The organism is Runella rosea (assembly GCF_003325355.1).
In the GTDB taxonomy this organism is placed as follows: Bacteria; Bacteroidota; Bacteroidia; order Cytophagales; family Spirosomataceae; genus Runella; species Runella rosea.
In genome coordinates, this window is sequence record NZ_CP030850.1 from 3,686,053 (window position 1) to 3,711,082 (window position 25,030).

The window sequence follows — 25,030 nt, forward strand, 5'->3', positions numbered from 1 at the left end:
TCAGGAGCGGGTTTTAATTTTATTCTCACTTCTCACTTCTCACTCCTGACTCCTGCCCACAATATGAATCCTGTTAAATCACTGAAAGCCCGAAAGCATGAATTGGGCGAATCTGCTTTTCAATTGGAGGTGTTAAACGACCGCCTTACTTTGGGGAAACACCTTCCGCTTTTTCGTGAGAAGCTGGCCCCAATTGATCTTTTTCCGCTGAAACCTACCGAAATTGACATCTTTCAGGTCAACGTAGGTAAAATGTGCAATCAGGTGTGCAAGCACTGCCACGTAGATGCCGGGCCGGACCGCAAAGAGATCATGACGCAGGAAACCATGCAGTTGTGTCTGGATGTCCTGAAAAAACATAAGTTCAGAACCATCGACCTTACGGGCGGAGCACCTGAGATGAATCCGCATTTTCGGTGGTTCATTGAGCAGATCAGGGCCATCGACAACGACATCAACATCATCGTTCGGTGTAATCTGACCATTATTTTGGCCAATAAGAAGTACCACGACTTGCCAGAGTTTTTTAAGCAACACCGTATTGAAGTGGCTTCTTCGCTGCCGTTTTATACCGCCACCCGCACCGATTCACAGCGCGGTGACGGCGTCTTTGAAGATTCCATTAAAGCCCTCCAAATGCTTAACGCCGTTGGCTACGGACAGGAAGGCAGCGGGCTTATCCTTAATTTGGTCTACAACCCAGCAGGTGCTTTTCTACCGAGCGGACAGGCAGGTATGGAAAAAGAATTCAAGCGGGCGTTGAAAGCAAAATACGGCATTGAATTCAATCATTTGTTTTGCATCACCAACATTCCTATCAGTCGGTTTTTGGATTATCTGTTGGTGAGCGGCAATTACAGCGAATACATGGAAAAACTCGTCAACTCCTTCAATCCGACGGCGGCGGCCAACGTAATGTGCCGCACGACGCTGTCGATCGGTTGGGATGGATACTTATACGATTGCGATTTTAATCAAATGCTGGACCTGAAAGTGGCAGGTAAAGCCAAGCACCTGCGAGATTTTGACATGGAAGCCTTGACCCAACGCTCCATCATCATCAACCAGCATTGTTATGGATGTACGGCGGGAGCCGGCAGTTCGTGTGGCGGAGAAGTAGCCAAATAAGTTGTTTGCAGCTTGACCGACAAATCGGTATCGAATGGCTTCGGTACCGATTTTTTTATGTTCTAAAGTGACAGTATTTTTTCAACCACGGAGTCGCACGGAGTCATAAAACACGGAGGTGCACGGGGTTTTCAATTCATTTTAAAAAGTGCCATATATTGCACTATTAGACCGTACAACTCATCGAATACAAGAAAATTACATTGAATAGTGCATTAAATTGCTCTTTTTGATGTAATTATGTTTTCAGCAGCATACGCCGGCATCGGTGAAACCCTCTTTAACAATCTGCTTACCACCTTGTTATACCGCTCCGAAACGGTTGAAAAAATGGTTGCCGCCTCTTTCCTCAATGAAGCCACCAAAAGAAATTATTGGCAGGCGTATCAGGGGCGGTTGAAGCAATTGGAGAAAGAGTGAGAATGTTCGGAACACGGAGAAAGGAAACACGGAGAATTTTTCTATATACAGATGAAAATAAATAAAATTCACGAAGTAACATTTAATACTGACGAGACAATCATCTCGGCAACTGTATCGAATCGAGAAGAGTTGGTTTTGTTAATGAGCTCAGCTGGAGTGATTAGGTACAAAATCAATGAGAAAAACGAGCAATATCTGTTTTCAGTAAAAAGTGATCTTTATAGTGATGGCGGCTTCGATATAACAGCGCAATCAACTATCTACACATTAGGTACAATCGTAGTTGTGGTTAATGACTATAAAAGGCATGGCTATATCCACTACCCCGAAAAATACCACGTACTTCATTTATGGCGAGAAGACTATTATGCCGATATTTCCTGTTACCCAATTGCTCTGTTTAAAAATGAAACAGGAGTTCCTCATATTATTTATGGAGTTGCCTGGAATCATGTTCAAATAATGAACCTTGATACACGACAGATTCTTACAGCGGCTAAGTCGCTAATTGAAGAAAATGCAGAAGAAAAACATATTGAGTTTTATAAGGCGTTCAGCGTAGATGATGAAGAGCCATGGCCTCGTCCGTACGACTATTTTTTCGGCAAATTGCATGTCTCGCCGGACAAGAGGAAATTTTTAAGTGCCGGTTGGGCTTGGGGTTCTTGTGACGCCTATACTGTTTATGATATTGAGCATTTTATCAACAGCAATAGAATAGCCGATGTTAAAATAGGCGCTTGGAACCATGAAAATAGAGCGGTTTGCTGGATAGATGGTGAAACGGTGGCAATTGCATACAATCCATTTACCGAAGAAGATGAAAATTCAACAGCAGATTCGCCATGTGAAATCCATTTTTACAAAATTGATGGAGACAATGCTGTATTGGAAAAGCAAATACCGATTATTGGATTAGACATTTCAGATTTGAAGATTTATTACAATAAAAATCTGAACTCAATAATTGCTCTTTCAGGCAAAATAGGTATAGCAATAATCGAATTGGATGGACAAATTATATTTCAAGACACCAATTTAAAGGTTGATGAATACTTTATTGAAACAAGTTTGTTCATTCAGAAATCAGACAAAACTATATTAGTTTATGAGATTAACGAATAAAAAACAACTACTTCTACAACTCAATAGCCACGCCCTGCAACGCTGTTTCTTCGTCTGGGAGGATGTCGCAGTTGTCCCAGAGGCCAGTTAGGAGGGTTTCGGAATAAGAATAGGGCAGGCCGTTTTCCATCATGAGTTGGTTGGCCTCGCCGGCATCGTACTCAAAACTTCTGAATTCGTACGAAAAGATGTCGTTGGCATCGTCCAACATGACGTACCACACGCGGGGTGTGCCGTCGTTGGCGGGCATTCCGATCACGCCGGCGTTGAGCCACAATTTATCTTCCCGGGCATCTGCAAACGGCAACCCACAGTGACCCGCCAAGATGATGTCTGCGTTTGCCGCTTCAAAATTGGCCGCTTTGATGGCCCACGGCGTGGATTTAAACACAAATTCCGAGATATTCTGCATGGAGCCGTGTAACACCTTTACGCGTTTTTGGGCGTAGTCAAAATCAAGGAAAAGCGGCAGTTTGGCAAGGTAGTTTAAATTGCGGCGGGTCATCCGAACGGCGGTGTAGGGAAACCACTGTTTGGCAAAAAAATCACAACGGCTGCCTTCGGAAAAATTGCAGCCGCAGTCGTCGGTGCCATTGAGCAGATTTTGTTCTACGTTGCCCTGAATCGCCCGAATGCCCCAGTCTTCCAGAAAATCCAGACATTCGACAGGCGAGGCGCAGTAGCCAGCAATATCGCCAGTGCAGATGATGTTTTGCGCGGAAATATTTTCCTTCATTGCCAACTGATACAACTCTTCCAACGCCTGATAATTGGAGTAAACACCCCCAAAGATCAGGACTTTTCCGCGCAGGGTACCGATATGTTGCGTTTCAGGCGTCACTTTCTTTTAAACAGAATAGGTATAAAAAACAGCGTAAAGCACCCTATTGTTCCCACGACGTTGATGCTGAGCAGGTCGGCGTATTTGCCGTCGGAGAATTGAATCCAGTGAACATCCTTCACAAAAATGGTGGTCAGTCCGCACGCGATGCCAAACAGGACCGAGCCGTAGAAAGACCATTTCGGGGCTTTTATCCACCAAAACAGAAAAATCGGGGCCAGTCCCAGCACCATCGTACCGCTGATGGTCGTGGCCGAAAGAATTTCAGGATTCAGAAATACGGGCAATGTTCCAAACAAAGCACACAGCACCATGGTAATGCGTCCTTTACGCACACTGATTCCTTTTTCTTTGAGCAAATCCAAATGAATGAGTTTGGTAGAAGAAGAAAAAGTGGAATCAATCGTAGAGGCCGCCGAGGTCACCATGATGGAATTCATCATCAGCATCATGGGCAAGCCGAACAGTTTGGCCACTTCCACCGTCGCGGGCGCGGGCAAGCCCTTCATGGAGCCAAAAATCCCGACAAAACTGAACAGGATGATGCACGACATCCCGATTACCGTCGCCATTACAAAAGACACCAACGTAGTGCGCGGCGGCGCAATAAAACCCCGGTCGGTCATGATGGGGTCGTGGAAAGGATAACTCAGGGACTGCAAAACCGCCACGCACAATAAATTGACACCCTGACTCATTTTCCATTCGCCTTTGCTCACCAGCGCCGTAATGCCGCCGGGCGTTTGCGGAATCAGCACGGCCAAAATGAACACCAAAAGCACCATAAACAGCACCAAGTGAATCATATCGGTAAAGATCGAACTCCGCATCCCGCCTTTGAGCGTGTAGGCCAGCGTCAAAATGGTAAACACCGCGATGGAAGAAAAATAGGGCACGCTCCCCTGCTCGCCGAAATACGTCCCGATAATGATGGTATTGGACCAAATCTCGTTGATGAGTCGAAAACCGATCAGCAACGAAAACAGCCCCACTGCCACTTCCCCGTAGCGTGTTTCCAGAAAATGGTGGATACTGCGAAACTTTCCTTTGATCCGCATTTGGTAAATCAGCACGCCAGCTACCATAAACGAAAGGTAATAGCCCGCGTAGGCCACGCCGCCCACGAATCCGAAGGCATAACCCAAATCGGCGGCGTTGGTAATGGATTTGGCAAAGAGCCACGAAATGACCAAACTGCTCGTCAGCCACAGGGAATTGGGCGGTACGTTGTCTTTGCTTCCCTTAAAAAAATCGTTGGTTTTACTCGTCAGCGGTGAGACCACAAACAACAGGAGACTCGACCCGATCATGATCACCCATTGCCACGTAATTGCATCCATACAAAATTATTTATCCCACCAAACGGGCGAATTTACACTGTTGTTATTGGTTTTGGACGCAGCCGCTCTAAAATTAGCATTATTCAGCGCATCTTCGGTCGTTGGGTAGGGCATTCTGACCGGTATCAGGTTTTGATTTAAACTGGCCGAGATGCTTTTCAGTTTCGGGAAACCCGTCCGTCGGTACTCGATCCAGCCTTCGTAGCCGTTGATGATATTGGCCAGCCATTTTTGCGTAATGATCTGCTCTACGGGATTGGCCCCGTTCAGTTCATAGGCCGCCGGGGCGGTTTTGAGGTAAGTATCGGGCAAGGTGGCTCCCCAATAATCAAACGCCTGCGTTACGCCCGTTTCGTAGAGTTGTTTGGCATCGGCGTTGATGAAGCCTTTTTCGGCGGCTTCGGCCATCAGGAAATTAACTTCAAAACTCGTCAGAAAATTGGCTTTCAATTTTCCAGCCTCTTCGCGAAAGATCCGTCCAGCAAAGGAATAATTTCCGACCGATATGGAAAGTTTGGACGCATCCGGCCCGTTGAGTAAGCCTTTGTAGACGTTGGCATTATTGGCCGTGGGCCGAAAGAAAATCTGCCTGCGCGGATCATTTAGTTTGGTCAATATCTCTTCGACTGTTTCCGACATGATGAAAAGGTTAAAGTCGCCAACGCGCGCGGTGGCCATGCGGAAGTTATTGGGCTGCGAAGCCGTAAATTGGTACACCGCGTTTTCGGAAGGCAACTTGATATAGTCTCCGGCGGTGTAGATCTTTGCCAGCTCAGCGGCTACATTTTCCTGCGCCGACACCCGCATCAAGTATTTGAATTTTAGTGAATTGGCCAACTTACGCCACGCCGACAGATTGCCCCCGAAAATAATATCGCCCTGCAATGCCTGCGCGCCTTTATAAGCCGTAATGATACTCACGGCTTTCGTGAGGTTGTCAATAATGCCGTCTTTGCCCAAATAAATATCCCGCTGCGCATCGTACACCGGCGCTACATTTCCTTCTTTTCCTTTCAACGACTGACTGTAAGGCACATCGCCGTACAAATCCGTCAGTACGCCCGTCAGGTACGCTTTGTAGATCAGGGCCGGCCCTTCGTACACGGCATACGCCGGATTGGAGCGGGACTTGGCGAGCAAAATTTCATTGTCGCGAAGATTTTCGTACAGAAAAGACCAGGGATTTCCGCCGTATTGCGCTTCGGTAAGGCTGTGACGGTCAAATAGATTGAAGTCAATGGCGGTGAATAATTGTCCCAGCAGATTGCCCGCTACGAAGCCTTCGTACGACATTTGGTCGGCGTAATCAAACAGCACTTTACGGAACAACAACTCCGGCTGCACGTCTACCGGTGCCACGGGATTGACGTTGATCTTTTCAAAATCATTGGTACAGCTTCCTAAGCCCACCAACGTGACGACCAAAAAACAGGAAATATATTTTTTCATGATTGAATGCATTTGAACAACAAAAACGCCGATGATTTAGAAAGTCAAACTCAATTTAACGCCCAAACTGCGCGAGGTTGGATAACTCATATCTTCCACGCCCGACAAAAATTTTTGTCCCTGAAAGGCCGTTTGCTCGGGGTCAAAATGACGCATGTCGCTGAGGGCAAGCACATTCCGCGCTACCAATGAAACACTGATGGATTGAAGGTATTTCCCCAACACAGATGCGGGCAGTTGGTAGCCTATCTGTACTTCCCGGAGTTTGACGTACGACGCATTGTAGGTATTATTTTCTTCGTGGTTGCGGTCATAGTACTGACGATAATACGTCTCGGCCGACACCGCCACGGTATTGGGCTGATAGACGGGGCTTTCGGCGGTTCCGGTATTCACCACACCTTTGGCCACAATGCCCGCCTCGGGACGGTCGGCAGTTTCGATCAACTGTCCGCCCACGGCCGCCAGCGCCAGCGTGCGCGACACCAAAATCCCGCCCTGACGCCAATCGACCAGAAACGCGGCGTTGATGTTTTTGTAGGTAAAGTTGTTATTGAAACCCACCATAAAATCGGGATTGTAGTTACCCAACTTTTTCAGGGTATTATCCGCAATGTACCCACCTGTTTTGTTGATAATAAAGTCACCGTTGGCATTTTTAAGATAGCCTGTTCCCCACATATCGCCCATTCGGCCGCCTTCCTGCACCTGATACCAAACCGTTTGATTGACAATGTCATACACGCGATTGTAGGCCAACGTAATGGTTTTGGCTTGGTCGGGCAACGACTCCACGCGGTTGCGGTAAGCCGTAAAATTGATCAACGTATTCCATTTAAAACGACGCTGTTGCACGGGACTAACATCTACGATTACTTCCAAGCCTTTACTCCGAATAGCGCCGCCGTTGACATTTTGCTGCACATAGCCCGACGACACCGCAATCGGCAATGAGATGATCTGATTCTTATTCAGCGAGTTAAAATAAGTTATATCCAATTTCAGGCGGTCATTGAAAAACCGTACATCAGTTCCAAATTCCACGGAGGTGATGCTCTCAGGCTTGAGATTGGCATTGGGAATAAAATTTTGGTCACTGAAACTCGGCAACCCACCCACGGGCGTACGTGAGGTAAACGTACCGTTGGTTTGGAACGGATTGGTATCATTGCCCACCTGCGCGTAACTCGCCCGGACTTTCAGGAAAGAAATGAGTTCGGGCAATTTGATGGCGTTGGAAACCACAAACCCCGCCGAAACCGACGGATAGAAAAACGACGTATTGGCTACCGACGTGGCCGTAGCCAACGCACTCGACCAATCATTACGGCCCGTAATATCCACAAACAGCATATTCTTAAAGCCAAATTTGGCAATCCCGTACAGGCTATTAATGCGTTTGTTATCGGCGTTTTGAAAGTATTCCAACGGCGATGAGGCATTCGCCAATGAATACACGCCCGGTTGCGCCAGCGACAGGGTCTGTATCTGCTCCAAGTTGGCTTTACGGTTCATTTGATTGCCTCCCAAGGATACATCTACTGAAAAGTCGCTGAGTGTTTTGGAATAATTCGCCAGAAAATCGGAGTTTATTTCCCGATAAAAAACGCTTTGCTCGGCATACGCTCCCGTTTTGAAACGATTGGAACTGAACGCTCTTCTGAACGTCCGGTCTTCGTTTTGGTAATCCATACCCGTCCGTACCGTCAGCGACAGTTCTTTGGTGAAGTCGTATTTCAACGACACATTACCAAACAACCGATCGCGGTTGAACGCGTTGCGGTTTTCGAGTAACGTAAAATAAGGGTTGTCAAAAAACGTGTAGTTGTACGAATATTGTTGCACATTTTCCAATCCCGGCTGCCAGTAATCTTTCAATGAATTTATATCCGTAGACCTTCCCAACCACCCAACCATAGCGTAGTTGGTGTTTTCGGAGCCGTATTTGGTCGCAGGACGGTTGTTGCTGCTGGTATTCACGTAATTGAGGGTCGACAGAATTTTCAGCGACGAAGTCGGGCTGAAGGTAAAAGCCGCCGAAACGGTTTTGCGCTTCAGATCTACGCCCGGAATGATGGATTGGCTGGCTAAATCAGTTAATGAGAGGCGCGCATTGTTTTTATCATTTCCTGCCGTAAAGGCCAGATTATTGATGCGTGTATAGCCTGTTTGATAAAAATCTTTGACGTTGTTGGGGTGAGAAACAAACGGCGTCGGCGTAATGGGTTGCCCGCCGTGAATCGCCAAATCACCCCCGCGCACCACACGTCCATCGGGCAAGGTAACGGGGCTGTCAAACTGCGGAATCAAAAGTCCGGCGTCGAGTTTCGGGCCGTAACTGTACGTAATATTATCATTGACACCACCGCCGAGTCCGTCTTTGAACGCAAATTTGCCACTGTTGCCCACGCCATACCCATTTTGAAAAACAGGCAGTTTGAAGGCCGTTTCGGCATAGTTGGTCGAGTTGAACGACACGCCGATACCTTTCTGAGCTCCTCCCGTTTTGGTTTTGATGATAATGACCCCGTTGGACGCCCGCGTTCCGTACAGAGCGGCGGCGGCCGGGCCTTTGAGCACCGTTACTTTATCAATATCATCGGGGTTGATGTCCATCGCACCGTTTCCAAAATCCACTTCCTGAAAGCCGGCAGCATCGTCATTGACGTTATTTACGATGGTGTTATTGTTAATGGGAATCCCGTCCACCACAAACAAAGGGTTGGCATTGGTAAACGAAGACTCGCCCCGAATGGTGATCTTGGTCGAAGAGCCCACGCCTGTGGTTCCGGCAGTAATGTTGACCCCCGCCACCCGTCCGGCCAAGTTATCCAGAAAATTGGTGGATTTGACCTTGCTGATTTCCCGGGCATCCACTTGTTGCACCGCAAAACCCAAGTTCTTCGATTCACGCTCCACGCCCAAGGCAGTGATGATGACCTCGTCTAATAATTTACCTGCTTTCAGATAAACCGTCACGTTGGTTTTGTTGACGACGCTCACTTCTGTGGTCTGAAAACCCACAAAGGAAATTTTCACTTTCTGGTTGCTTTCCGAAATAAGCAACGTAAAAACACCATTAATATCGGTTATTACCCCCTCATTTGGCCCCACATTGACGGATGCACCGACCAATGGTTGAGCAGTTTCGGCATCTAAAACCGTCCCTGTCAATTTTTTGAGATTTTGAGCCATAACAGTGTATGAACCTACGCAAAACAGCAGCACTAACAGGCTAAAAATTTGAATGGGTTTTCGTAAGTACAATAGCTTCATCGTGAAAAAATATACGTTTTAATAATATACGGTAAAACACTATAAAGAGTTTTGACTTTTGTGTACTAAGGTATTTATCCATGAATAGCACAACCAATTACCGATAAAATTAAATTATTTTTACCTTTGTGTTGTACAAAATAGTATGCTTGCATAAGACCTGTTGAAATTAACCAATGGAAACCTACGGAAAAATTCTGCTCATAGCCATGCCCATCTTTTTGGGATTGGTCTTACTGGAAAAACTCTACGGCTGGGCGGTCAAAAAACAGCCTTTTCGTACCATGGATATGCTTTCGAGCATGAGTTCTGGCTATACTAATATCATCAAGGATGTGTTGGGACTGAGTGTTTCTATCTTAACTTATGGTTGGATGGTCGAACACTGGGCCATTTATACCATTCAATCCACCATTGCCACCTACGCCGTGGCGTTCATCGCGCTTGATTTTTCGGGCTATTGGGTCCACCGCATGAGTCATGAAATCAACTTTTTTTGGAACAAACACGCCATCCATCACAGCAGCGAAGAGTTTGATCTGGCCTGTGCACTTCGGCAGAGCATCTCGTCGTTTGTCAGTTTGTTTACCATTTTCCTGCTTCCGGCTGCGTTATTAGGCGTTTCGTCCACGGTCATTGCCGTAGTAGCTCCTTTGCATCTTTTTGCCCAATTCTGGTATCATACCATTTACATTGGCAAAATGGGGATTTTAGAACACATCATCGTAACGCCTTCGCACCACCGCGTGCATCATGCCATCAATCCCGAATATTTGGATAAAAACCATGGGCAAATCTTTATCATTTGGGATAAACTTTTTGGGACATTTCAGGAAGAACTTCCTCACGTTCCACCTGTTTACGGCATTACGCGACCCGCCCAAACGTGGAATCCTATTAAAATCAATTTCCAACATTTGTGGCTACTCATTCGAGATGCTTATCGTACAAAGAGCTGGCGCGATAAACTGCGCATTTGGTTTATGCCCACAGGCTGGCGTCCAGCCGATGTAGAAGAAAAGTATCCCGTTTCTAAAATTGATGATCCCTACCATTTTGAAAAATACGCCACCAAAGCCTCCACTGCACTTTTGGTTTGGACGTGGTTTCAGTTTTTATTTACGTTTGCCCTCATCAATTATTTCTTTTTGAACATTGCCAAAATAGGCACGCCCAATATTTTTGTATACGGCGGCTTTATCTTCCTGAGCGTGTTTGCGTATACCGAACTCATGGACCGTAACCCCTACGCCTTAGCGTGGGAAGGGCTCAAAAACAGCATCGGGCTTTGGCTAATCTACTCAACTGATTGGTTTGGCATCGGTCAGTCACTGCCGTGGATTACGCTCGTGCTCAGTACGTATTTTGTTCTTGCTACCCTTACTACTGGGCTGTTTGTTTGGTTTGACATTCGCAAAGATTCCGCTCCTCAACCTGAAAAAAAATGGGCAACTGCCTGATAATCTTTGGCCCGGGCATGATTTTTTGGTGAACTGATTAGTAAAACCGCTTGTTGTTATCAGTTCACTAATCGGTTTGCCTCACTTTGCGGCAAATACTTTACAATTATGAATCGTTTACGGGTTGAAAATTCGGGGTTTGTTCCCTACCGATATATATGCCTTTTAGAAATTTTTCGCGTCGACTTTGAAGGAAACCCTCTGCCTTACGTCAGTCGCTCGACGGGCTTTTTGGTTGACAAAAATGTCATTGTTACGGCGGGACATTCACTGAATCAAACAGAATCGCGCATCAGTCATTTTAAGGTGTATCCTTTCATCAATGCGGTATTACCACCGCATATCTATTGGGTAGACATTCCCCCTTTCACGTTTAAAATCCACTCAATTCCTGACTATAAAAACCCCAACTGTTACGTTAAAGACGATTTTGGCGTCATACTGCTTGATACTGACGCCGTTTATCAGCAGATGGGAGGGCACTTTGATTGGAACGAAAACTACTTGGTAGCCGAAAACTTAACCGAAAACAGCCCCATTCACATCGCAGGCTATCCCATCGACAAGGCTGATTTTGAGATGTGGCGAGAAGAAGGCCGAGTTATTGAGGTTACGAAACACTGTCTTATCCATTCATTTACCACTACCCAACGAAACAGCGGCTCACCGATATGGATTGAGCACCAAGGCAGATTCATGGTCGTTGGTATTCACGTATCGGGCAACGCCGCCTCCTGCGGATACCGGCCCGAAAACCGTAAATTCGGAAGCGCCGTGTTGCTCACAAAGCACGTATATGATACTATTTCGGGATGGATAACGTCTCGCAATCAAACTTTTTCGCAGCAGTCTTTTAAACACTCTTCGTACACATTTGGTTAAAATGACAAACGTAAACTTACTATGTCATTTCAGGGAAAGAATATTTTGATTGTCGGGGCAAGTTCAGGCATTGGATACGCGCTTGCCAAAACATTGGAAACCGAAGGAGCGGTGCTTTTTACCGCTTCGCGAACAGCCCCCGAAAATCTAAAAAGTCAACACATTACTTGGGACGTAACCCAACCAGCCACGGGTATTTTTGATGTCTTGCCAGATATACTCCACGGCATTGTGTATGCTCCGGGCACGATTTCGCTCAAGCCCTTTCAACGCTTTTCGACTGCCGATTTTCAAGCCGATTTCCAAATCAATGTGTTGGGAGCAGTGGCTGTTTTGCAAGCCAATTTGGGCCGATTACGTAAAGCAAACGGCGCATCTATTGTGCTTTTCAGCACGGTAGCAGTACAGACAGGTATGGGATTTCACGCATCAATCGCTACCTCCAAAGGGGCCCTTGAAGGGCTCACACGTTCGTTAGCGGCAGAATTTGCAACGGCCAAAATTCGCTGCAATGCCTTAGCTCCTTCACTTACCGATACGCCTTTGGCGAGTAGTTTGCTTTCGAGCGATGAAAAACGGGAAGCTTCGGCCAAGCGGCATCCACTCGGACGCGTTGGCACCCCTGACGACATCGCATCGGCCGCTAAGTGGCTGCTTTCTGACGAATCAAGCTGGGTAACGGGGCAGATAATTGGCGTAGACGGAGGCATCGGGAAGTTGAAATAACTCCCCGATGTTATTTTTATAAGAAGTAATTTTGACTTTAGATACTTATCGAAGATCAATTACCTCGACCCCTTTGAATTGGGTAGGGTCAAAAGCGAAGAATTTATCTTCCACCTTTACATTGGGCGTAAGCTTATCTACTTTGAACGTCAGGCGCTGTCCACTACGCTGGATTACTTTCCAACTTCTGACAGATTTGTCTTTTTTGTCCACTTTAATTTGAACTTTAGACACCTTGCTTTCTTTCTTCTCGGGCGAGAGTTCTACTACTTCATACACGCGTCCGCTTTCGGTGACTTCTTCAATAAACACGTATTTGTAGCCTTTTTTGTAGATGGTATATACTTTTGTAGGGTCAATGTCACCTACTTCTTTGGGGTCGTAGGTATTAATAGTCGCTTCGTTGCTCTCTTTGATGTAGGTGGTCATCACCTTTCCGTCATTGAAAATTTCTTGGCCAGCCATTTTCAACCGAAACTTCGTTCCTTTTACGGTCGCGTCTCCTTTCAGGGTTTCTTTGGAGGCTTCATTGGTATACGTGAAGGCAACCTTGAACGAGGTCATTGTTTTGTACTTATTGCTCATCGCGTCTAAAATAGCGGTGGCGCGTTTGTCATTTTGGGCTTGGAGGAGCGTAGTCGCAAAAAGCGATGCTATAACCAAAAATTTTCTCATTGTCGTAGGTTTAATTGCTCTTTTTAGACAGTTTTTCCGTTTGAAGGTTTAAAAACTGTACCGTATTAACGAAATATACGTTGCAAAGTTACCACAAGTCCGTTAACAAGCGACAAAACCTTTACAAACAGCTACGTGGCGTTCGATGAAATCGTCAAAAGCAGGCTTATTCTTTCGTTAATTAAAAGTTTTTGAGCATTTGCTCCAACGACGCAATATCAGTAATGAGTACTTCACGCGCTTTGCTTCCTTCAAACGGCCCCACAATACCCGCCGCTTCCAGTTGGTCCATGATGCGCCCTGCGCGGTTGTAGCCCAGCTTAAGCTTGCGCTGAATCAATGATGTACTTCCCTGCTGACTAATGACGATAACCCGTGCGGCTTCATCAAACATCGAATCACGGTCGGCTAAGTCAACGGCTTCGCGGTCGGTTTCTTCATCATCTCCGCTGAATTCGGGCAAGTTATAAGCCGACGGATAACCGCGTTGGTTTCCGATAAAATCACACACTTCATCAATTTCGTCGGTATCGGCAAACGCACATTGTAAGCGAATCATGTCTGAGCCCGACGAAAGTAACATATCTCCCATTCCGACCAGCTGCTCGGCACCACCCGTATCCAAAATGGTGCGAGAATCTATTTTTGAGGTTACTCTGAACGACAAACGCGCTGGGAAGTTGGCTTTAATCAAACCCGTAATCACGTTGACGGAAGGGCGTTGCGTCGCAACTACCAAGTGAATTCCGATGGCCCGCGCCAACTGCGCCAAACGCGCAATGGGCTGCTCTACTTCTTTGCCAGCGGTCATCATCAAATCAGCCAACTCGTCGATGACCAGCACAATATAAGGCAGAAAACAATGCCCGCGCTCGGGGCTCAATTGCCGTTGCGTAAACTTAGCGTTGTATTCTTTGACGTTGCGAACGCCCGCTTCTTTCAACAAATTGTAGCGATTGTCCATCTCAATACAGAGGGAATTGAGCGTATGAACCACTTTTTTGGTATCCGTAATGATGGCTTCTTCGCTGTTGGGAAGCTTGGCCAAAAAATGTCGCTCAATTTTATTGAACAAGGTCAATTCCACCTTTTTGGGGTCGACCAATACAAATTTGAGCAACGCGGGGTGTTTTTTATAAATCAACGAAGCCAACAATACATTCAACCCAACTGATTTTCCCTGCCCCGTAGCACCCGCCATTAATAAGTGAGGCATTTTGGCCAAATCTGTGATAAAAAACTCGTTTGAAATGGTTTTCCCCAAGGCAACGGGCAAGTCAAACGTACTTTCCTGAAATTTCTTACTCGCCAACACCGACCGAATGGAGACCATTTCGCGGTTCTTGTTGGGCACCTCAATTCCGATGGTTCCTTTGCCCGGCATAGGCGCAATGATACGAATCCCCAACGCCGCCAAACTCAAAGCAATATCATCTTCTAAACTTTTAATTTTGGAAATACGCACTCCTGCTTCTGGAATAATCTCGTATAGCGTAACGGTCGGGCCAATTGTGGCTTTGATGCTGGCAATGCTGATACCATAGTTACCAAGCGTTTCCACAATCCGGTCTTTGTTGGCTTCCAACTCTTCCGCCGTTACTTTTGAACTGCCTTCACCGCGATTATGCAACAAATCAAGCGTTGGGAATTGGTAATTAGGTAAATCAAGCGTTGGGTCATAAGGCCCGTGCTCGGCCACCAAATCGTTGGCTAAGTGGTCAGCATTCGCAAAGGGTACTACGGGAATTTTTGTGGTCGTTCCTGAAACGGGTATCTCATCCGCTGGGCTTTTCTCATCTGTCATCTCATCCGCATTTTCAACAATCAGCGTCAACCCACCAGAGACCGATTTGGCCGCTGCTTTTCCGTTGGGTAGGTTCCCGTTCAATTCAATCGTTTTAGCTATTTCAGCTTCGACGGTCACGGTTTCTTTTTTAGGCAGCGCAACGGCGGGCGCCATTACTTCTTCGTCCTCTTCTTCTAGAATTGGTTCAGGGTATTTATCTTCTTCCGAAACCACTTCCAAATCAACAGGTCTTGCTCTTCTTTTGATGGGATTCTCAAATCGGTCGGCCAATTCATCAAATGAATTAATGCCATGAAAATACACCAGCACCGTTCCGAAGCCTCCCAAGACCACAAAGAAGCTACCCCAGCCGATGTAATGGTCCATTAAACTATTGATTTCGTAGCCGATTCCACCGCACAAGAAGCTCATCGAACGCACCGAATCCGTTTTTAAAACGAGAAATCCGAAAAACAGACTAAGCAAAAAAATGTACACTAAGGTGAGTTGTGTGGTGCGTTGGAGTGGCAATAATTCACGCTTTTGCGCAATTTTAAAACCAATCAAAAACAGCAAAAACGGGAATCCTAAAGCCGCTATCCCAAACCAACGGAAGATAAAAAAGTGGGAAAGCAACAGGCCAAAAAAGCCCATTCCGTTTTGAGTTTCTCGGGAAGAGATGCGAAGTTTAGTGGTAAAAGCAGAATCCACCACACTTTGGTCGGCCGCACCCGTAAACAGATACCAGACAAAAGCTCCCAGCATGTACAGCGACAAAAACACCAATGCCCAACCCCACATTTTTTGTTTGCGCGGATCTGAAGGCGTTTGCTTAAACGGGGCTTTCGGTTGCCCCATGTCGCTGCCAGCAGTGCTTTTTCGCTCACGCTTTTGGGGCGTTGAAGGAATAACATTCTTAGCCATCGATGAAAAAAAGGTTAATGTTTATCTATGAATCGTTAATGAGCGCAACTATCAAAAACCGATCAAAACGAAGACAGCCAGTGCGTACGGATTCCCTGCATCATACGAGATGATGTATTCAAGTAGGGGTATTCATGCGCAAGCGCTTTTTATGGGGTAAAATTGAAGCTCTATTTCAAGGATTTACAAATCCGCTTGGCCAAGGCCGGTCCTTCATAAATAAAGCCCGTATAAATCTGCACTAAACTCGCTCCTGCATCCAATTTTTCTCGGGCTTCTTCGGGTGAACCAATTCCTCCTACGCCAATGACGGGAAAGGAATGATTGGACTTCTGGCAAATATAACGAATAACTTCGGTCGAACGATGTGTCAACGGGGCTCCGCTTAACCCTCCAGCTCCGATTTTTTTTACAATTTCGCCATCGGTTGCCAAATCTGCGCGACTGATGGTCGTATTTGTAGCAATGACACCCGCTATTTTTGATGTTGTGACAATCTCGATAATATCGTCTAATTGGCTATCCGTCAAGTCGGGAGCAATTTTAAGAAGAATGGGTTTAGGTTCCTTTGTAGTAGTTGCTGATTGCCGATTTTCCAGTTTCTGACTTCGTTTCTTCAAGGCCAACAAAATCTTGGTCAAAGGCTCTTTTTCTTGCAAATCGCGTAGGCCAGGCGTATTGGGCGAGCTTACATTCACCACAAAATAGTCAACGGTATCGTAAAGTTCGTCAAAACATTTGAGGTAATCGTCGAGGGCATTTTCGTTGGGCGTCAGCTTATTTTTGCCAATATTTCCCCCAATCAGTATGTTGGTTTTACGTTGACGAAGTCGCTTAGCCGCCGCTGCCGCTCCCTGATTATTGAACCCCATGCGATTGATGAGCGCCTGGTCGGGCTTCAACCGAAACAGCCTTGGTTTATCGTTTCCCAGTTGGGCCAAGGGCGTCACGGTCCCGATTTCTACAAAACCAAAGCCCAAACCTGCCATCTCTTCTACCAACTCTGCATTTTTGTCAAATCCTGCGGCCAAACCTACAGGGTTTTTAAACTTCAAGCCAAACACTTCCCGTTCCAACGAAGGGTCTTCGTAGACAAATAATTGCCTGAACAAAAACGGAACACCAGGAATTTTAAACAAGAATTGAAGGGTTCCGCACACAAAATGATGCACCTGCTCGGCATCAAAGCGAAACAAAATCGGAAGGATGAGCCACTTATACATGGCCACAAAAGTAATAAAAAAATAATCGTCAGACGGTTTAAAACCGTCCGACGATTGGATTACGGCCAATTAAGCCTTAAAATACCTGTTGGCGATACGGGATATTTAATCGAATCCCAAACGTAGCCGAGGTTGTACTCAAATTTTGGGATTCTAACGGACTCTCCTGTTGGCGTACCATCAATCGGCCATCAATGAAAAAATTATGTTTGAGCATATACGACATCCTCAGGTCGGCAAAAGTGGTGTTAACGGGCGTTCCTTGTCCGATAAAATTGCCTTCGTCCCGCGCCCGAAAATCGTCATAGGGCCGATAAATATTGCTGCCATAATTCCATGAATCCGAATCTACGCCTCGCTTAGAGTAGGTAAATGTGCCGTAAACCGTCAAACGACGTGTGGGCTGATAGCGCAGCAAGCCCACTACTTCCCAAAAATTTGCCCCGAGCGGGTGCGCCAATGATTGATCGTAATGCACATAATTATTGAATCCATTTTTGTGCGAATACGTAAAGGGGCGTGCTACGTTGTATTCAGCCTGCAAATCTAAGTTCTTGATGCCCAAGGCATCCACATATTTAAGACCCGCCTGAAATGCATATTTTTTACCCCAAGAACCTTTTTTACCAAAATATTCAGATGTTTTGAACTCGTCTAACATGAATTGGCTGTAAAATCCAAAGTGTTTGAGAAAATTCCAACGAAAATCCACCCCCAATAACGCATTGTCAGAACTACCCAGATAGGTTTCGAGATAGCGATAAAAGATAATAGGGTTCAGGTAATTGAGGTCAAACGTATTATTTTCTCTACCAAATACTTCTGCCTCATAAATACCCAAGCTGATGTTTTTGGATAGGTTTATACTGAGGTGGTGAATGGCGGCAAATTTTTTATTAATAGGCTCTTCTGGCTTCCTACCCACTTGGTTGTAGAGCATGTTCGCCCAAAGATTGGTATACTGGAATCGGCCCAGCTGCGTCGTCATTTTTAAAAATAGGTACGGCGAACTCCAATCAGAGAGCAACATAGAGCGGTAGCCACTCCCCATCACGTTTCTATCGTGCCCAAATTGAAGATTGATTTGTTTGATAGGATTGAAAGTAATGTACCCTCTGGCTGAAATAAAATCTACCCCATACGTGCGGATGCTCTTGACAAAACTTTCACCCGGCAATACATACAGCGGATAGCCCAAATAGATTTCCCGTACGTTGAGGGTATAGTCCCGTACATACTTACCAAACATTCCCTGCGTATCGGTAACGTAGGTATAAAAACCCAGTTTTTTACCAATAACGCCTCGCATCTCAACCCCGCGTGCAGTCAGCCACAGATAATCTTTAGAGCTGTTTTCGCCTCCTAAAATCAAATGCGTGACGGGGCTTAAATGCAAATCTAAATCTTTGTTTTGGACGGAATAAAAGTCAGAAGGCCGTTGATAAAAGCGTTTCATAAACCGCTTTTGGCTCATGGGCGTTTTATCAGTGGACCACTCCCAGTTATCTTGCCGTAAGTATTGAAGATTAAAATAGTCAATATCGTTGAGCGGCATGGTGCGGTCAGCCTCGATGCTATCTAAAAGACTCACCACCGCCTTGCGCTGAAAGGGCTTTACCCCAATGTGAAAATCTTCCGATAAGCGGCCCCGACGAATTTCAAAACGGTCGATTAAATGATAGTAGTCATCGTTGAGTGGTACAAACTGTGATTGGGCCAAAGAAGGTATTTGTAAAATCATCAACAACAAAGAACTGTAGAAGATACCCAGCACAAAACACTGCTTTTTTCCCGTGCTTCTTCCCTGTGTCTGTAATCTCGTAAGCAGTAGTAATTGTCTAAAACTCATATACGCTGTTAAATTATATCGCTACTTGGCGCAAATTAAGTTATTTTTGTAGCTCTTTAAACAATAGTTTATCCTCTTGAGTAAGTCTTCAAATACCGTATATTTCCCAAATCTTAACGGCGTGCGTTTTATTGCTGCCTTTTCGGTACTCATACACCATATTGAGCAAGTCAAAGAAGTGTTCAAAATTCCGCATTTTTATGATTATCACCTCATAAAAAGTATGGGAAAATTAGGTGTTGATTTATTTTTCGTACTAAGCGGCTTTTTGATTACCTATCTTTTGCTGCACGAAAAAGGCCGCTTTGGGGCCATCAATACCCGAGACTTCTACATTCGGCGCATTTTGCGCATTTGGCCACTCTATTTTTTAATTGTCATTTTAGCTTTTTTTATCTTTCCTCATATCCCCTTTTTTGTAGCACCAAACAACGAGATTTCGTTCATGGCGCACAATTTTTATGAGCGATTGTCCCTTTTTCTGATCGTCTTGCCCAATATTGGCTTTATCCTTTACGGCTCGCCTTACTTATCAGCCCAAACCTGGTCTATCGGTGTAGAAGAACAGTTCTATTACCTTTGGCCGTGGATTATCCAACACCTGACTTGGAAACGTCTATTAATCACGCTGACGGTTTTTTCGCTCGGAACTTTCGGCGTGTTTTACATTTACTACCATTGGGTGGGTAATACGTTCTATGCAAACAACGTGCCTGAAATTATCCGTTTCTTTTTCAGCCAGTTCCGCATTTTAACCCTCGTCACGGGGGGCGGGTGTGCGATGCTGGTCTACTACCGCAAAGAAAAAATACTCAATGTACTTTTTCGCAAAGACGTCCAAATCGTGGTTTATGGCCTGCTGCTTTTTTGTCTCGCCACAGGTGTTCACATCAACCACGTCAATTTAGAGTTTTACGGGCTGTTTTTTGCGTATTTCATTCTCAACGTTTCGAGCAACCCCCGCTCAATTGTCAACTTAGAATACGGCTGGATTTCGTACCTCGGTAAAATCTCCTACGGACTTTATATCTATCAAACAGCTTTTATTGTGTTAAGCGTCCACCTCATTCAATGGGCTTTTGGCAAAGACTTACCGCACCTTACCTTCAACCTTATTCTTTATCCTCTGGCTACCTTTCTAACCGTCGGCGTATCGGCGTTGTCGTATCACTATTTTGAAAAACCTTTTTTGAAACTGAAAGAACGATTCAGCTCGCACTCAACGACTTGACAACTGAATCAATTCCGCCATCGTGTACGATTTAAGACCCATTCGTTGGGCTTCCGCCAGCATATTCTCCAACCGACTGACCGAAAACGCGTACGGCTCATCTGATGCCTCAAACAAAGGCCGGTGCCCCAGAAGCATCAGAACCGATTTCGTATTTTTGGCACGAATCAAACCATCTTTCAACTGCGCATCGGTGATGTTTGTGTATTGGTCAATCAACAGTGAATGTACTTTAGGGTTGCCATCAAAATGGTAGTAAATATCGTCGATGGCAAAAACGGGCTGCCGAAAAGTAAGCCAAGACACCCGCCGCTCGGTCATGGACACATCACGTAACAAAGTAAAATAATCTTTCAACAGGCGTCGGTCGGTGTACCACGTTTGTTGGCCGCCTACGTGCGCAAATGTAATGGGCTTAAAGCCCGCTTTACGCATAGACTGCAGCTCGGCTTCGATTTCATAACGATAAAAATCCTCCAACGCTCCCCCGCCCCGTAGCCAATCCAACACCCTAATATGCGCAGCCCCGTGGGCACCGATTTCGTGACCGTCGCGCACCAATTGGTGCAACTGCTCAATTTCTTTGGAGTTAAGACTATCAAACTGCGTGACGTAAAAAGTAGCCTTGGCGTTGTATTTCTTTAACAAAGGCCGCAGGCGCATCCATTCTTCTACGTAACGATCATCAAACGAAAGGGCAATGCCCGCAGGCGGAGTGTTTGTGTCCAGCGTTGAATCTTGGCATCCAAACAGGCCCAAGCCAATGACGGGCAACAGAAGCAGTAGCTTTTTCATGCGTTTTGTGAGCGGAGATTTGGGTAGATTCTCAACCCTGTTCTATTTCACTTTGTTTTTCCGCGAATGAGTTCGTATTATCGTTGCTACAAATGTAACGCCCCAAAACCAAACCGCCTATTTCCTCTTCAATATGTTTGTCCTTACTCAACAACCATCGATTGCCAATCATTTTTTAGCCGAGCTGCGCGATGTCAATATTCAGCAAGACCGGCTCCGTTTTCGTCGTAACTTAGAGCGGGTAGGTGAACTTTTGGCCTATGAAATCTCCAAGTCGTTGCCATATCGCCAGGCCGATGTTGTTACGCCATTGGGCAAAGCTTCCACGCGGCTGTTACGACAACCTCCAGTGTTGGCCACCATTTTGCGCGCCAGCTTACCTTTTCACCAAGGTTTTCTGCATTTTTTTGACCAAGCCGACAACGCGTTTATCGGTGCCTACAGAGGACATCACATCGGCGACGACGAGTTTGAAGTGGAAATGGATTACATTACGGCCCCCGATTTGCAGGATCGCACGCTGATTTTGATGGACCCGATGCTCGCCACGGGCCGTTCCATTGAGAAAGTGTATCATGCATTATTGCGTTTTGGGATTCCCGCCCAAACCCACATTGCTGCCGTCATTGCCAGCCCAGAAGGAGTATCATATCTGCAAAATCGGATGTCCGAATGCCGTCTTTGGGTAGGAGCCATTGACGAAAAACTGGACGCGCGCTACTACATCGTTCCTGGTTTAGGAGATGCGGGCGACCTCTCGTTTGGCCCTAAACTGTAACCTTTCGCTCATCCAACCATGTTTTTGCGGGGCTATCATATCAAACTGCTGTTTTTCCTGTGGAGCCTCCCCTTTTCCACATTTGCCCAAATCGGGCAGCAGCTAAACTTTGATAACTACACCCAGCGGGAAGGACTAGCCTCCGATATTACGGTCGATGCCCTAAAGGATAAACGCGGTTTTCTCTGGATTGTAACCCGCAATGGACTGTGTCGTTATGACGGCCTTCATTTCAAAAATTACACCTATAACCCAACCGATATTCACGGCATTAGGGGCCGAAGACTCTACGCCATCACCGCCGACTCCACGGGCCGAATCTGGGTTAGTATGGAAACTGGCGTGTGTTACTACGACGAAACACACGATAACTTTCAGTACGTTTATTATAAAAAAAACAACGGCAGGTGGGTTTTTATGCCCATCCTTGCCGATGGCCCAAACATCTGGATAGCCGCCAACGGCGCGGGTCTAATGAAGTACAATTGGGTAAAAAAACGGCTGTTTGCCACAAAGTTAAGCGAGCGCAAAACCAACTATTTCTTACGGCTATTTAAAAGCCGTAAAGGAGACATTTGGGTAGGCACAATTCACAGCGGATTGTTTAGATATTTTCCTAAAACCAATACTTACAAAGAATACGCCCACCAAGACCCAAACACCGAATACAGCGAAAAAAACGAAATCAACAGCATTACGGAAGATGCAGAAGGTAAAATTTGGGTAGGGTCAGAAGGCGGAGGCGTTCAATCTCTTGAGGTGGAAAGTGGCAAATTTGCGTTGTATTATCCCGAACAGAAAAACCTCAAAAAGCCATTTGCCGTCATAAAAAAGGTAGCATTTTTGCCTCAACTTACTGGCGATTCTATTTTATGGTGCGGCACCTTCGGCAAAGGGCTATTTATATTTAATATCCATACGCACATTTTTACAAAAGCATTGATCAATCCTCCCCTTGAAACGAATTTGGTCAGTCCTTTTGTCAATAATTTTTACCTTGACAATCAAAAAAATCTGTGGATAATGACGCAAATGGGCGTTAGTAAAGTAATTTTTGACGACAATCGAATCCATTCTCTCAAGTTGCCTTTCCTGCAAGAATTGGGAAACCCTTACATCGACAACAGTATTTTTGAGCTAAAACCCGACCCTCACGATTCAAATATCTTGTGGATGGCTTCGTGGGGCTGTGGAGTGTTGAAATACGATTTTAAGCATCAAAAGCTACTTAAATCTTACCTGAATACCGATGCCAACGTAGGGCATCGAAACCTGCGTTCTGTCTACTTTGACCACCAAAATCGGCTTTGGGCCGGAACCGAAGACGGGCTCTTTTGGTATGACCCCGTTCATGATTCCTTTCAAGAATTTGCGCTTCAACCCTCCCATCAAGGGGCAAAAAAAGTAATTTATGACATCCTTGCCGATGCTTCTAATACGCTTTGGGTGGCTTCGAGCGGGGGCATTCTGCGCATTGACGCCCAAACCCAGCGCGTCCAACAGTTCAGTACGGAAGAGGGCTTGTCTGATTTTGTCGTCAACCGATTATTACTTGACAAACAACAGAATCTATGGGCTGCAACCCGAAAAGGGCTCAATTATTTTGACACCAAAACGCACAAAATCACCCACTTTATTCAACAAAACTCTGCAAACGATGACCTCAATGTGGCTTTAGGAATGGCTTTTGACCAAAAAGGTAAACTTTGGGTTGCCGCGCGAGGCGGCCTTTCGGTACTGGATGTTCCACAAAAAACGTTTAGGAATTTTACCGAAAAGGAGGGTTTTAATGCCAGTCAGTGCAATGACTTATTTATTGATTCTGATCAAAATGTGTGGATAAGTACGCAGGGGAATTTGTACGTTTTTGACCAAAAAAACCAGAATTTTCGTCAATTTACGGTAAAAGACGGCTTATTCGGCAGTTTTACGTACGACCGAATCAGCGCCATTAATGGGCAACTTTTCGTTAATTTCATTGGTGCCATTAGCTACTTTCGTCCTTCAAAGCTGCTCCAAAACCCTGCCTCAGCCCCGTTGGTTTTTACCGGTTTTAAGGTGCTGGATCAGGAAATTCCTTTTAATCAAAACCAAGTAGCCTCCTCGCCTATCAATATTCATTATGACCAAAATATCATTACGTTTGAATTTACGGCCTTGGACTTTATTAATCCCCAAAAAGCCGTATTCAGTCATAAACTAGAAGGGTTTGCCAACAACTGGTCAACCCCTCACTCCAAGCACACAATTACATATACCAACCTGGACGGCGGAGACTACACTTTTTGGGTAAGAACACTCAATGATTCAGGAAAATGGAATGCCCCTATTGCCTTTAAAATTTCAATTGAGCCGCCTTTTTGGAAAACTTGGTGGTTTCGTGCGCTGACATTAACAGCTCTTTTGGGGATTTTATACTGGTTTTATCGGGCAAAACTAATGCAAGAACGCCGAGAAGCAAGCTTTAGACAGCAGCGAGCTGAAGCAGAAAATAAGGCACTACGGGCGCAGATGAACCCCCATTTTGTGTTCAATTGCATGAATACCATTGAGTATTATATTCTCAGCAATCAGGCAGATAAAGCCTCTGCTTTCCTCCAAAACTTCTCTCTTTTAGTACGAAACATCCTAGAAAATTCACAGTATGACCTGATTCAGCTCACGCAGGAACTGGATACACTGAACCTGTACATTGAGCTCGAAAAAGAACGCGCCGAAGGGGCTTTTTCTTACGACATAACGGTAGAATCAACCGTGCCTGACAAATGTCAACTACCACCGTTGATTCTCCAACCGTTTGTAGAAAATGCCATTCTGCACGGATTAAGGCACAAAACAAATGAAAAAGGACAGCTTTCCGTCCGAATTTGGCAGGCCGATAAAAGCCTTTGGATTGAAATTCAAGACAATGGTGTAGGCAGAAAAGCGGCCGCCGAAATTCATCAAAAACAACAGCGCAAGAAGCAATCGCTCGGCATGAAAGTAACCGCTGATCGAATTTCGGCGCTGCCCACCGCCGAAGGACAGCCGCGAGGGGCCTTTAAGGTGGAGGATATTTTTCCGACGGGTACGCGGGTTACGATTCAATTACCCCTTTATTTGTAAACAATAGTAAAAAT

Annotated in this window: 18 protein-coding genes; 9 read left to right on the plus strand and 9 right to left on the minus strand. The window is 45.6% G+C overall.

Annotated features, from left to right (window positions below; translation table 11 throughout):
- The first annotated feature begins 63 nt into the window (after positions 1–63).
- The 3 genes from arsS to DR864_RS15345 all read left to right on the plus strand — a co-directional run bounded on the left by arsS (position 64) and on the right by DR864_RS15345 (position 2,676).
- The gene (gene arsS / locus DR864_RS15335) at positions 64–1,128 is read left to right on the plus strand and encodes an arsenosugar biosynthesis radical SAM (seleno)protein ArsS (RefSeq protein WP_114067805.1); all 1,065 of its coding nucleotides are present in this window, start codon (positions 64–66) and stop codon (positions 1,126–1,128) included.
- 240 nt (positions 1,129–1,368) lie between these two features.
- On the plus strand, positions 1,369–1,548 hold the full coding sequence (locus DR864_RS15340) for a hypothetical protein (protein ID WP_205319112.1): 180 nt from the start codon (positions 1,369–1,371) through the stop codon (positions 1,546–1,548).
- 51 nt (positions 1,549–1,599) lie between these two features.
- Positions 1,600–2,676, plus strand: coding sequence for a hypothetical protein (locus DR864_RS15345; RefSeq protein ID WP_114067806.1), 1,077 nt, complete (start codon positions 1,600–1,602; stop codon positions 2,674–2,676).
- Positions 2,677–2,689: 13 nt separating this feature from the next.
- Here the strand turns inward: DR864_RS15345 and DR864_RS15350 are convergent, their stop codons facing one another.
- The 4 genes from DR864_RS15350 to DR864_RS15365 are packed head-to-tail and all read right to left on the minus strand — an operon-like array spanning position 2,690 to position 9,582.
- Positions 2,690–3,517, minus strand: a complete 828-nt coding sequence (locus tag DR864_RS15350) for a metallophosphoesterase family protein (protein ID WP_114067807.1) — start codon at positions 3,515–3,517, stop codon at positions 2,690–2,692.
- Complete coding sequence (locus DR864_RS15355; protein ID WP_114067808.1) at positions 3,514–4,857, minus strand: SLC5/6 family protein; 1,344 nt, start codon at positions 4,855–4,857, stop codon at positions 3,514–3,516. The genes DR864_RS15350 and DR864_RS15355 overlap by 4 nt, the downstream gene beginning before the upstream one ends.
- Before the next feature lie 6 nt (positions 4,858–4,863).
- Positions 4,864–6,306 carry a SusD/RagB family nutrient-binding outer membrane lipoprotein gene (locus tag DR864_RS15360; RefSeq protein ID WP_114067809.1) on the minus strand — a complete coding sequence of 481 codons (1,443 nt, stop codon included), beginning with the start codon at positions 6,304–6,306 and terminating at the stop codon, positions 4,864–4,866.
- 36 nt (positions 6,307–6,342) lie between these two features.
- The gene (locus DR864_RS15365) at positions 6,343–9,582 is read right to left on the minus strand and encodes a SusC/RagA family TonB-linked outer membrane protein (RefSeq protein ID WP_114067810.1); all 3,240 of its coding nucleotides are present in this window, start codon (positions 9,580–9,582) and stop codon (positions 6,343–6,345) included.
- Between the two features lie 176 nt (positions 9,583–9,758).
- Here DR864_RS15365 and DR864_RS15370 point away from each other — a divergent pair, with 176 nt between their 5' ends.
- The 3 genes from DR864_RS15370 (at position 9,759) to DR864_RS15380 (ending at position 12,650) form a co-directional block, all read left to right on the plus strand.
- Positions 9,759–11,042, plus strand: coding sequence for a sterol desaturase family protein (locus DR864_RS15370; RefSeq protein ID WP_114067811.1), 1,284 nt, complete (start codon positions 9,759–9,761; stop codon positions 11,040–11,042).
- Positions 11,043–11,150: 108 nt separating this feature from the next.
- Positions 11,151–11,924, plus strand: a complete 774-nt coding sequence (locus tag DR864_RS15375; RefSeq protein ID WP_114067812.1) for a trypsin-like serine peptidase — start codon at positions 11,151–11,153, stop codon at positions 11,922–11,924.
- A gap of 21 nt (positions 11,925–11,945) precedes the next feature.
- Positions 11,946–12,650, plus strand: coding sequence for an SDR family NAD(P)-dependent oxidoreductase (locus tag DR864_RS15380; protein WP_114067813.1), 705 nt, complete (start codon positions 11,946–11,948; stop codon positions 12,648–12,650).
- A 45-nt stretch (positions 12,651–12,695) separates the two neighbouring features.
- Here DR864_RS15380 and lolA1 read toward each other — a convergent pair whose 3' ends face one another.
- The 4 genes from lolA1 to DR864_RS15400 all read right to left on the minus strand — a co-directional run bounded on the left by lolA1 (position 12,696) and on the right by DR864_RS15400 (position 19,107).
- Positions 12,696–13,325: an outer membrane lipoprotein periplasmic chaperone LolA1 gene (gene lolA1, locus DR864_RS15385; protein ID WP_114067814.1), complete on the minus strand. Its 630-nt coding sequence runs from the start codon at positions 13,323–13,325 to the stop codon at positions 12,696–12,698.
- Between the two features lie 181 nt (positions 13,326–13,506).
- Positions 13,507–16,035, minus strand: coding sequence for an FtsK/SpoIIIE family DNA translocase (locus DR864_RS15390; protein ID WP_114067815.1), 2,529 nt, complete (start codon positions 16,033–16,035; stop codon positions 13,507–13,509).
- Between the two features lie 170 nt (positions 16,036–16,205).
- The gene (locus DR864_RS15395) at positions 16,206–17,258 is read right to left on the minus strand and encodes a quinone-dependent dihydroorotate dehydrogenase (protein WP_114070301.1); all 1,053 of its coding nucleotides are present in this window, start codon (positions 17,256–17,258) and stop codon (positions 16,206–16,208) included.
- 76 nt (positions 17,259–17,334) lie between these two features.
- On the minus strand, positions 17,335–19,107 hold the full coding sequence (locus DR864_RS15400) for a hypothetical protein (protein WP_114067816.1): 1,773 nt from the start codon (positions 19,105–19,107) through the stop codon (positions 17,335–17,337).
- Between the two features lie 76 nt (positions 19,108–19,183).
- Here DR864_RS15400 and DR864_RS15405 point away from each other — a divergent pair, with 76 nt between their 5' ends.
- Positions 19,184–20,338 carry an acyltransferase family protein gene (locus DR864_RS15405; protein WP_114067817.1) on the plus strand — a complete coding sequence of 385 codons (1,155 nt, stop codon included), beginning with the start codon at positions 19,184–19,186 and terminating at the stop codon, positions 20,336–20,338.
- On the opposite strand, the gene DR864_RS15410 is transcribed toward DR864_RS15405, so the two are convergent.
- Positions 20,327–21,133, minus strand: coding sequence for a polysaccharide deacetylase family protein (locus DR864_RS15410; protein ID WP_114067818.1), 807 nt, complete (start codon positions 21,131–21,133; stop codon positions 20,327–20,329). The two genes, DR864_RS15405 and DR864_RS15410, sit on opposite strands and share 12 nt — an antisense overlap.
- A gap of 133 nt (positions 21,134–21,266) precedes the next feature.
- On the opposite strand from DR864_RS15410, the gene upp reads away from it, so the two are divergent.
- Positions 21,267–21,911 carry a uracil phosphoribosyltransferase gene (gene upp / locus DR864_RS15415; protein WP_114067819.1) on the plus strand — a complete coding sequence of 215 codons (645 nt, stop codon included), beginning with the start codon at positions 21,267–21,269 and terminating at the stop codon, positions 21,909–21,911.
- Positions 21,912–21,929: 18 nt separating this feature from the next.
- On the plus strand, positions 21,930–25,016 hold the full coding sequence (locus tag DR864_RS15420; protein WP_114067820.1) for a sensor histidine kinase: 3,087 nt from the start codon (positions 21,930–21,932) through the stop codon (positions 25,014–25,016).
- Positions 25,017–25,030 lie beyond the last annotated feature (14 nt).

What these genes read in the sequence shown, in the direction of transcription:
- arsS (WP_114067805.1), top strand. Translation starts at nt 64, where the DNA reads ATGAATCCTGTTAAATCACTGAAAGCCCGAAAGCATGAATTGGGCGAA.
- DR864_RS15340 (WP_205319112.1), top strand. Translation starts at nt 1,369, where the DNA reads ATGTTTTCAGCAGCATACGCCGGCATCGGTGAAACCCTCTTTAACAAT.
- DR864_RS15345 (WP_114067806.1), top strand. Translation starts at nt 1,600, where the DNA reads ATGAAAATAAATAAAATTCACGAAGTAACATTTAATACTGACGAGACA.
- DR864_RS15355 (WP_114067808.1), bottom strand. Translation starts at nt 4,857, where the DNA reads ATGGATGCAATTACGTGGCAATGGGTGATCATGATCGGGTCGAGTCTC.
- DR864_RS15360 (WP_114067809.1), bottom strand. Translation starts at nt 6,306, where the DNA reads ATGAAAAAATATATTTCCTGTTTTTTGGTCGTCACGTTGGTGGGCTTA.
- DR864_RS15365 (WP_114067810.1), bottom strand. Translation starts at nt 9,582, where the DNA reads ATGAAGCTATTGTACTTACGAAAACCCATTCAAATTTTTAGCCTGTTA.
- DR864_RS15370 (WP_114067811.1), top strand. Translation starts at nt 9,759, where the DNA reads ATGGAAACCTACGGAAAAATTCTGCTCATAGCCATGCCCATCTTTTTG.
- DR864_RS15375 (WP_114067812.1), top strand. Translation starts at nt 11,151, where the DNA reads ATGAATCGTTTACGGGTTGAAAATTCGGGGTTTGTTCCCTACCGATAT.
- DR864_RS15380 (WP_114067813.1), top strand. Translation starts at nt 11,946, where the DNA reads ATGTCATTTCAGGGAAAGAATATTTTGATTGTCGGGGCAAGTTCAGGC.
- lolA1 (WP_114067814.1), bottom strand. Translation starts at nt 13,325, where the DNA reads ATGAGAAAATTTTTGGTTATAGCATCGCTTTTTGCGACTACGCTCCTC.
- DR864_RS15390 (WP_114067815.1), bottom strand. Translation starts at nt 16,035, where the DNA reads ATGGCTAAGAATGTTATTCCTTCAACGCCCCAAAAGCGTGAGCGAAAA.
- DR864_RS15395 (WP_114070301.1), bottom strand. Translation starts at nt 17,258, where the DNA reads ATGTATAAGTGGCTCATCCTTCCGATTTTGTTTCGCTTTGATGCCGAG.
- DR864_RS15400 (WP_114067816.1), bottom strand. Translation starts at nt 19,107, where the DNA reads ATGAGTTTTAGACAATTACTACTGCTTACGAGATTACAGACACAGGGA.
- DR864_RS15410 (WP_114067818.1), bottom strand. Translation starts at nt 21,133, where the DNA reads ATGAAAAAGCTACTGCTTCTGTTGCCCGTCATTGGCTTGGGCCTGTTT.
- upp (WP_114067819.1), top strand. Translation starts at nt 21,267, where the DNA reads ATGTTTGTCCTTACTCAACAACCATCGATTGCCAATCATTTTTTAGCC.
- DR864_RS15420 (WP_114067820.1), top strand. Translation starts at nt 21,930, where the DNA reads ATGTTTTTGCGGGGCTATCATATCAAACTGCTGTTTTTCCTGTGGAGC.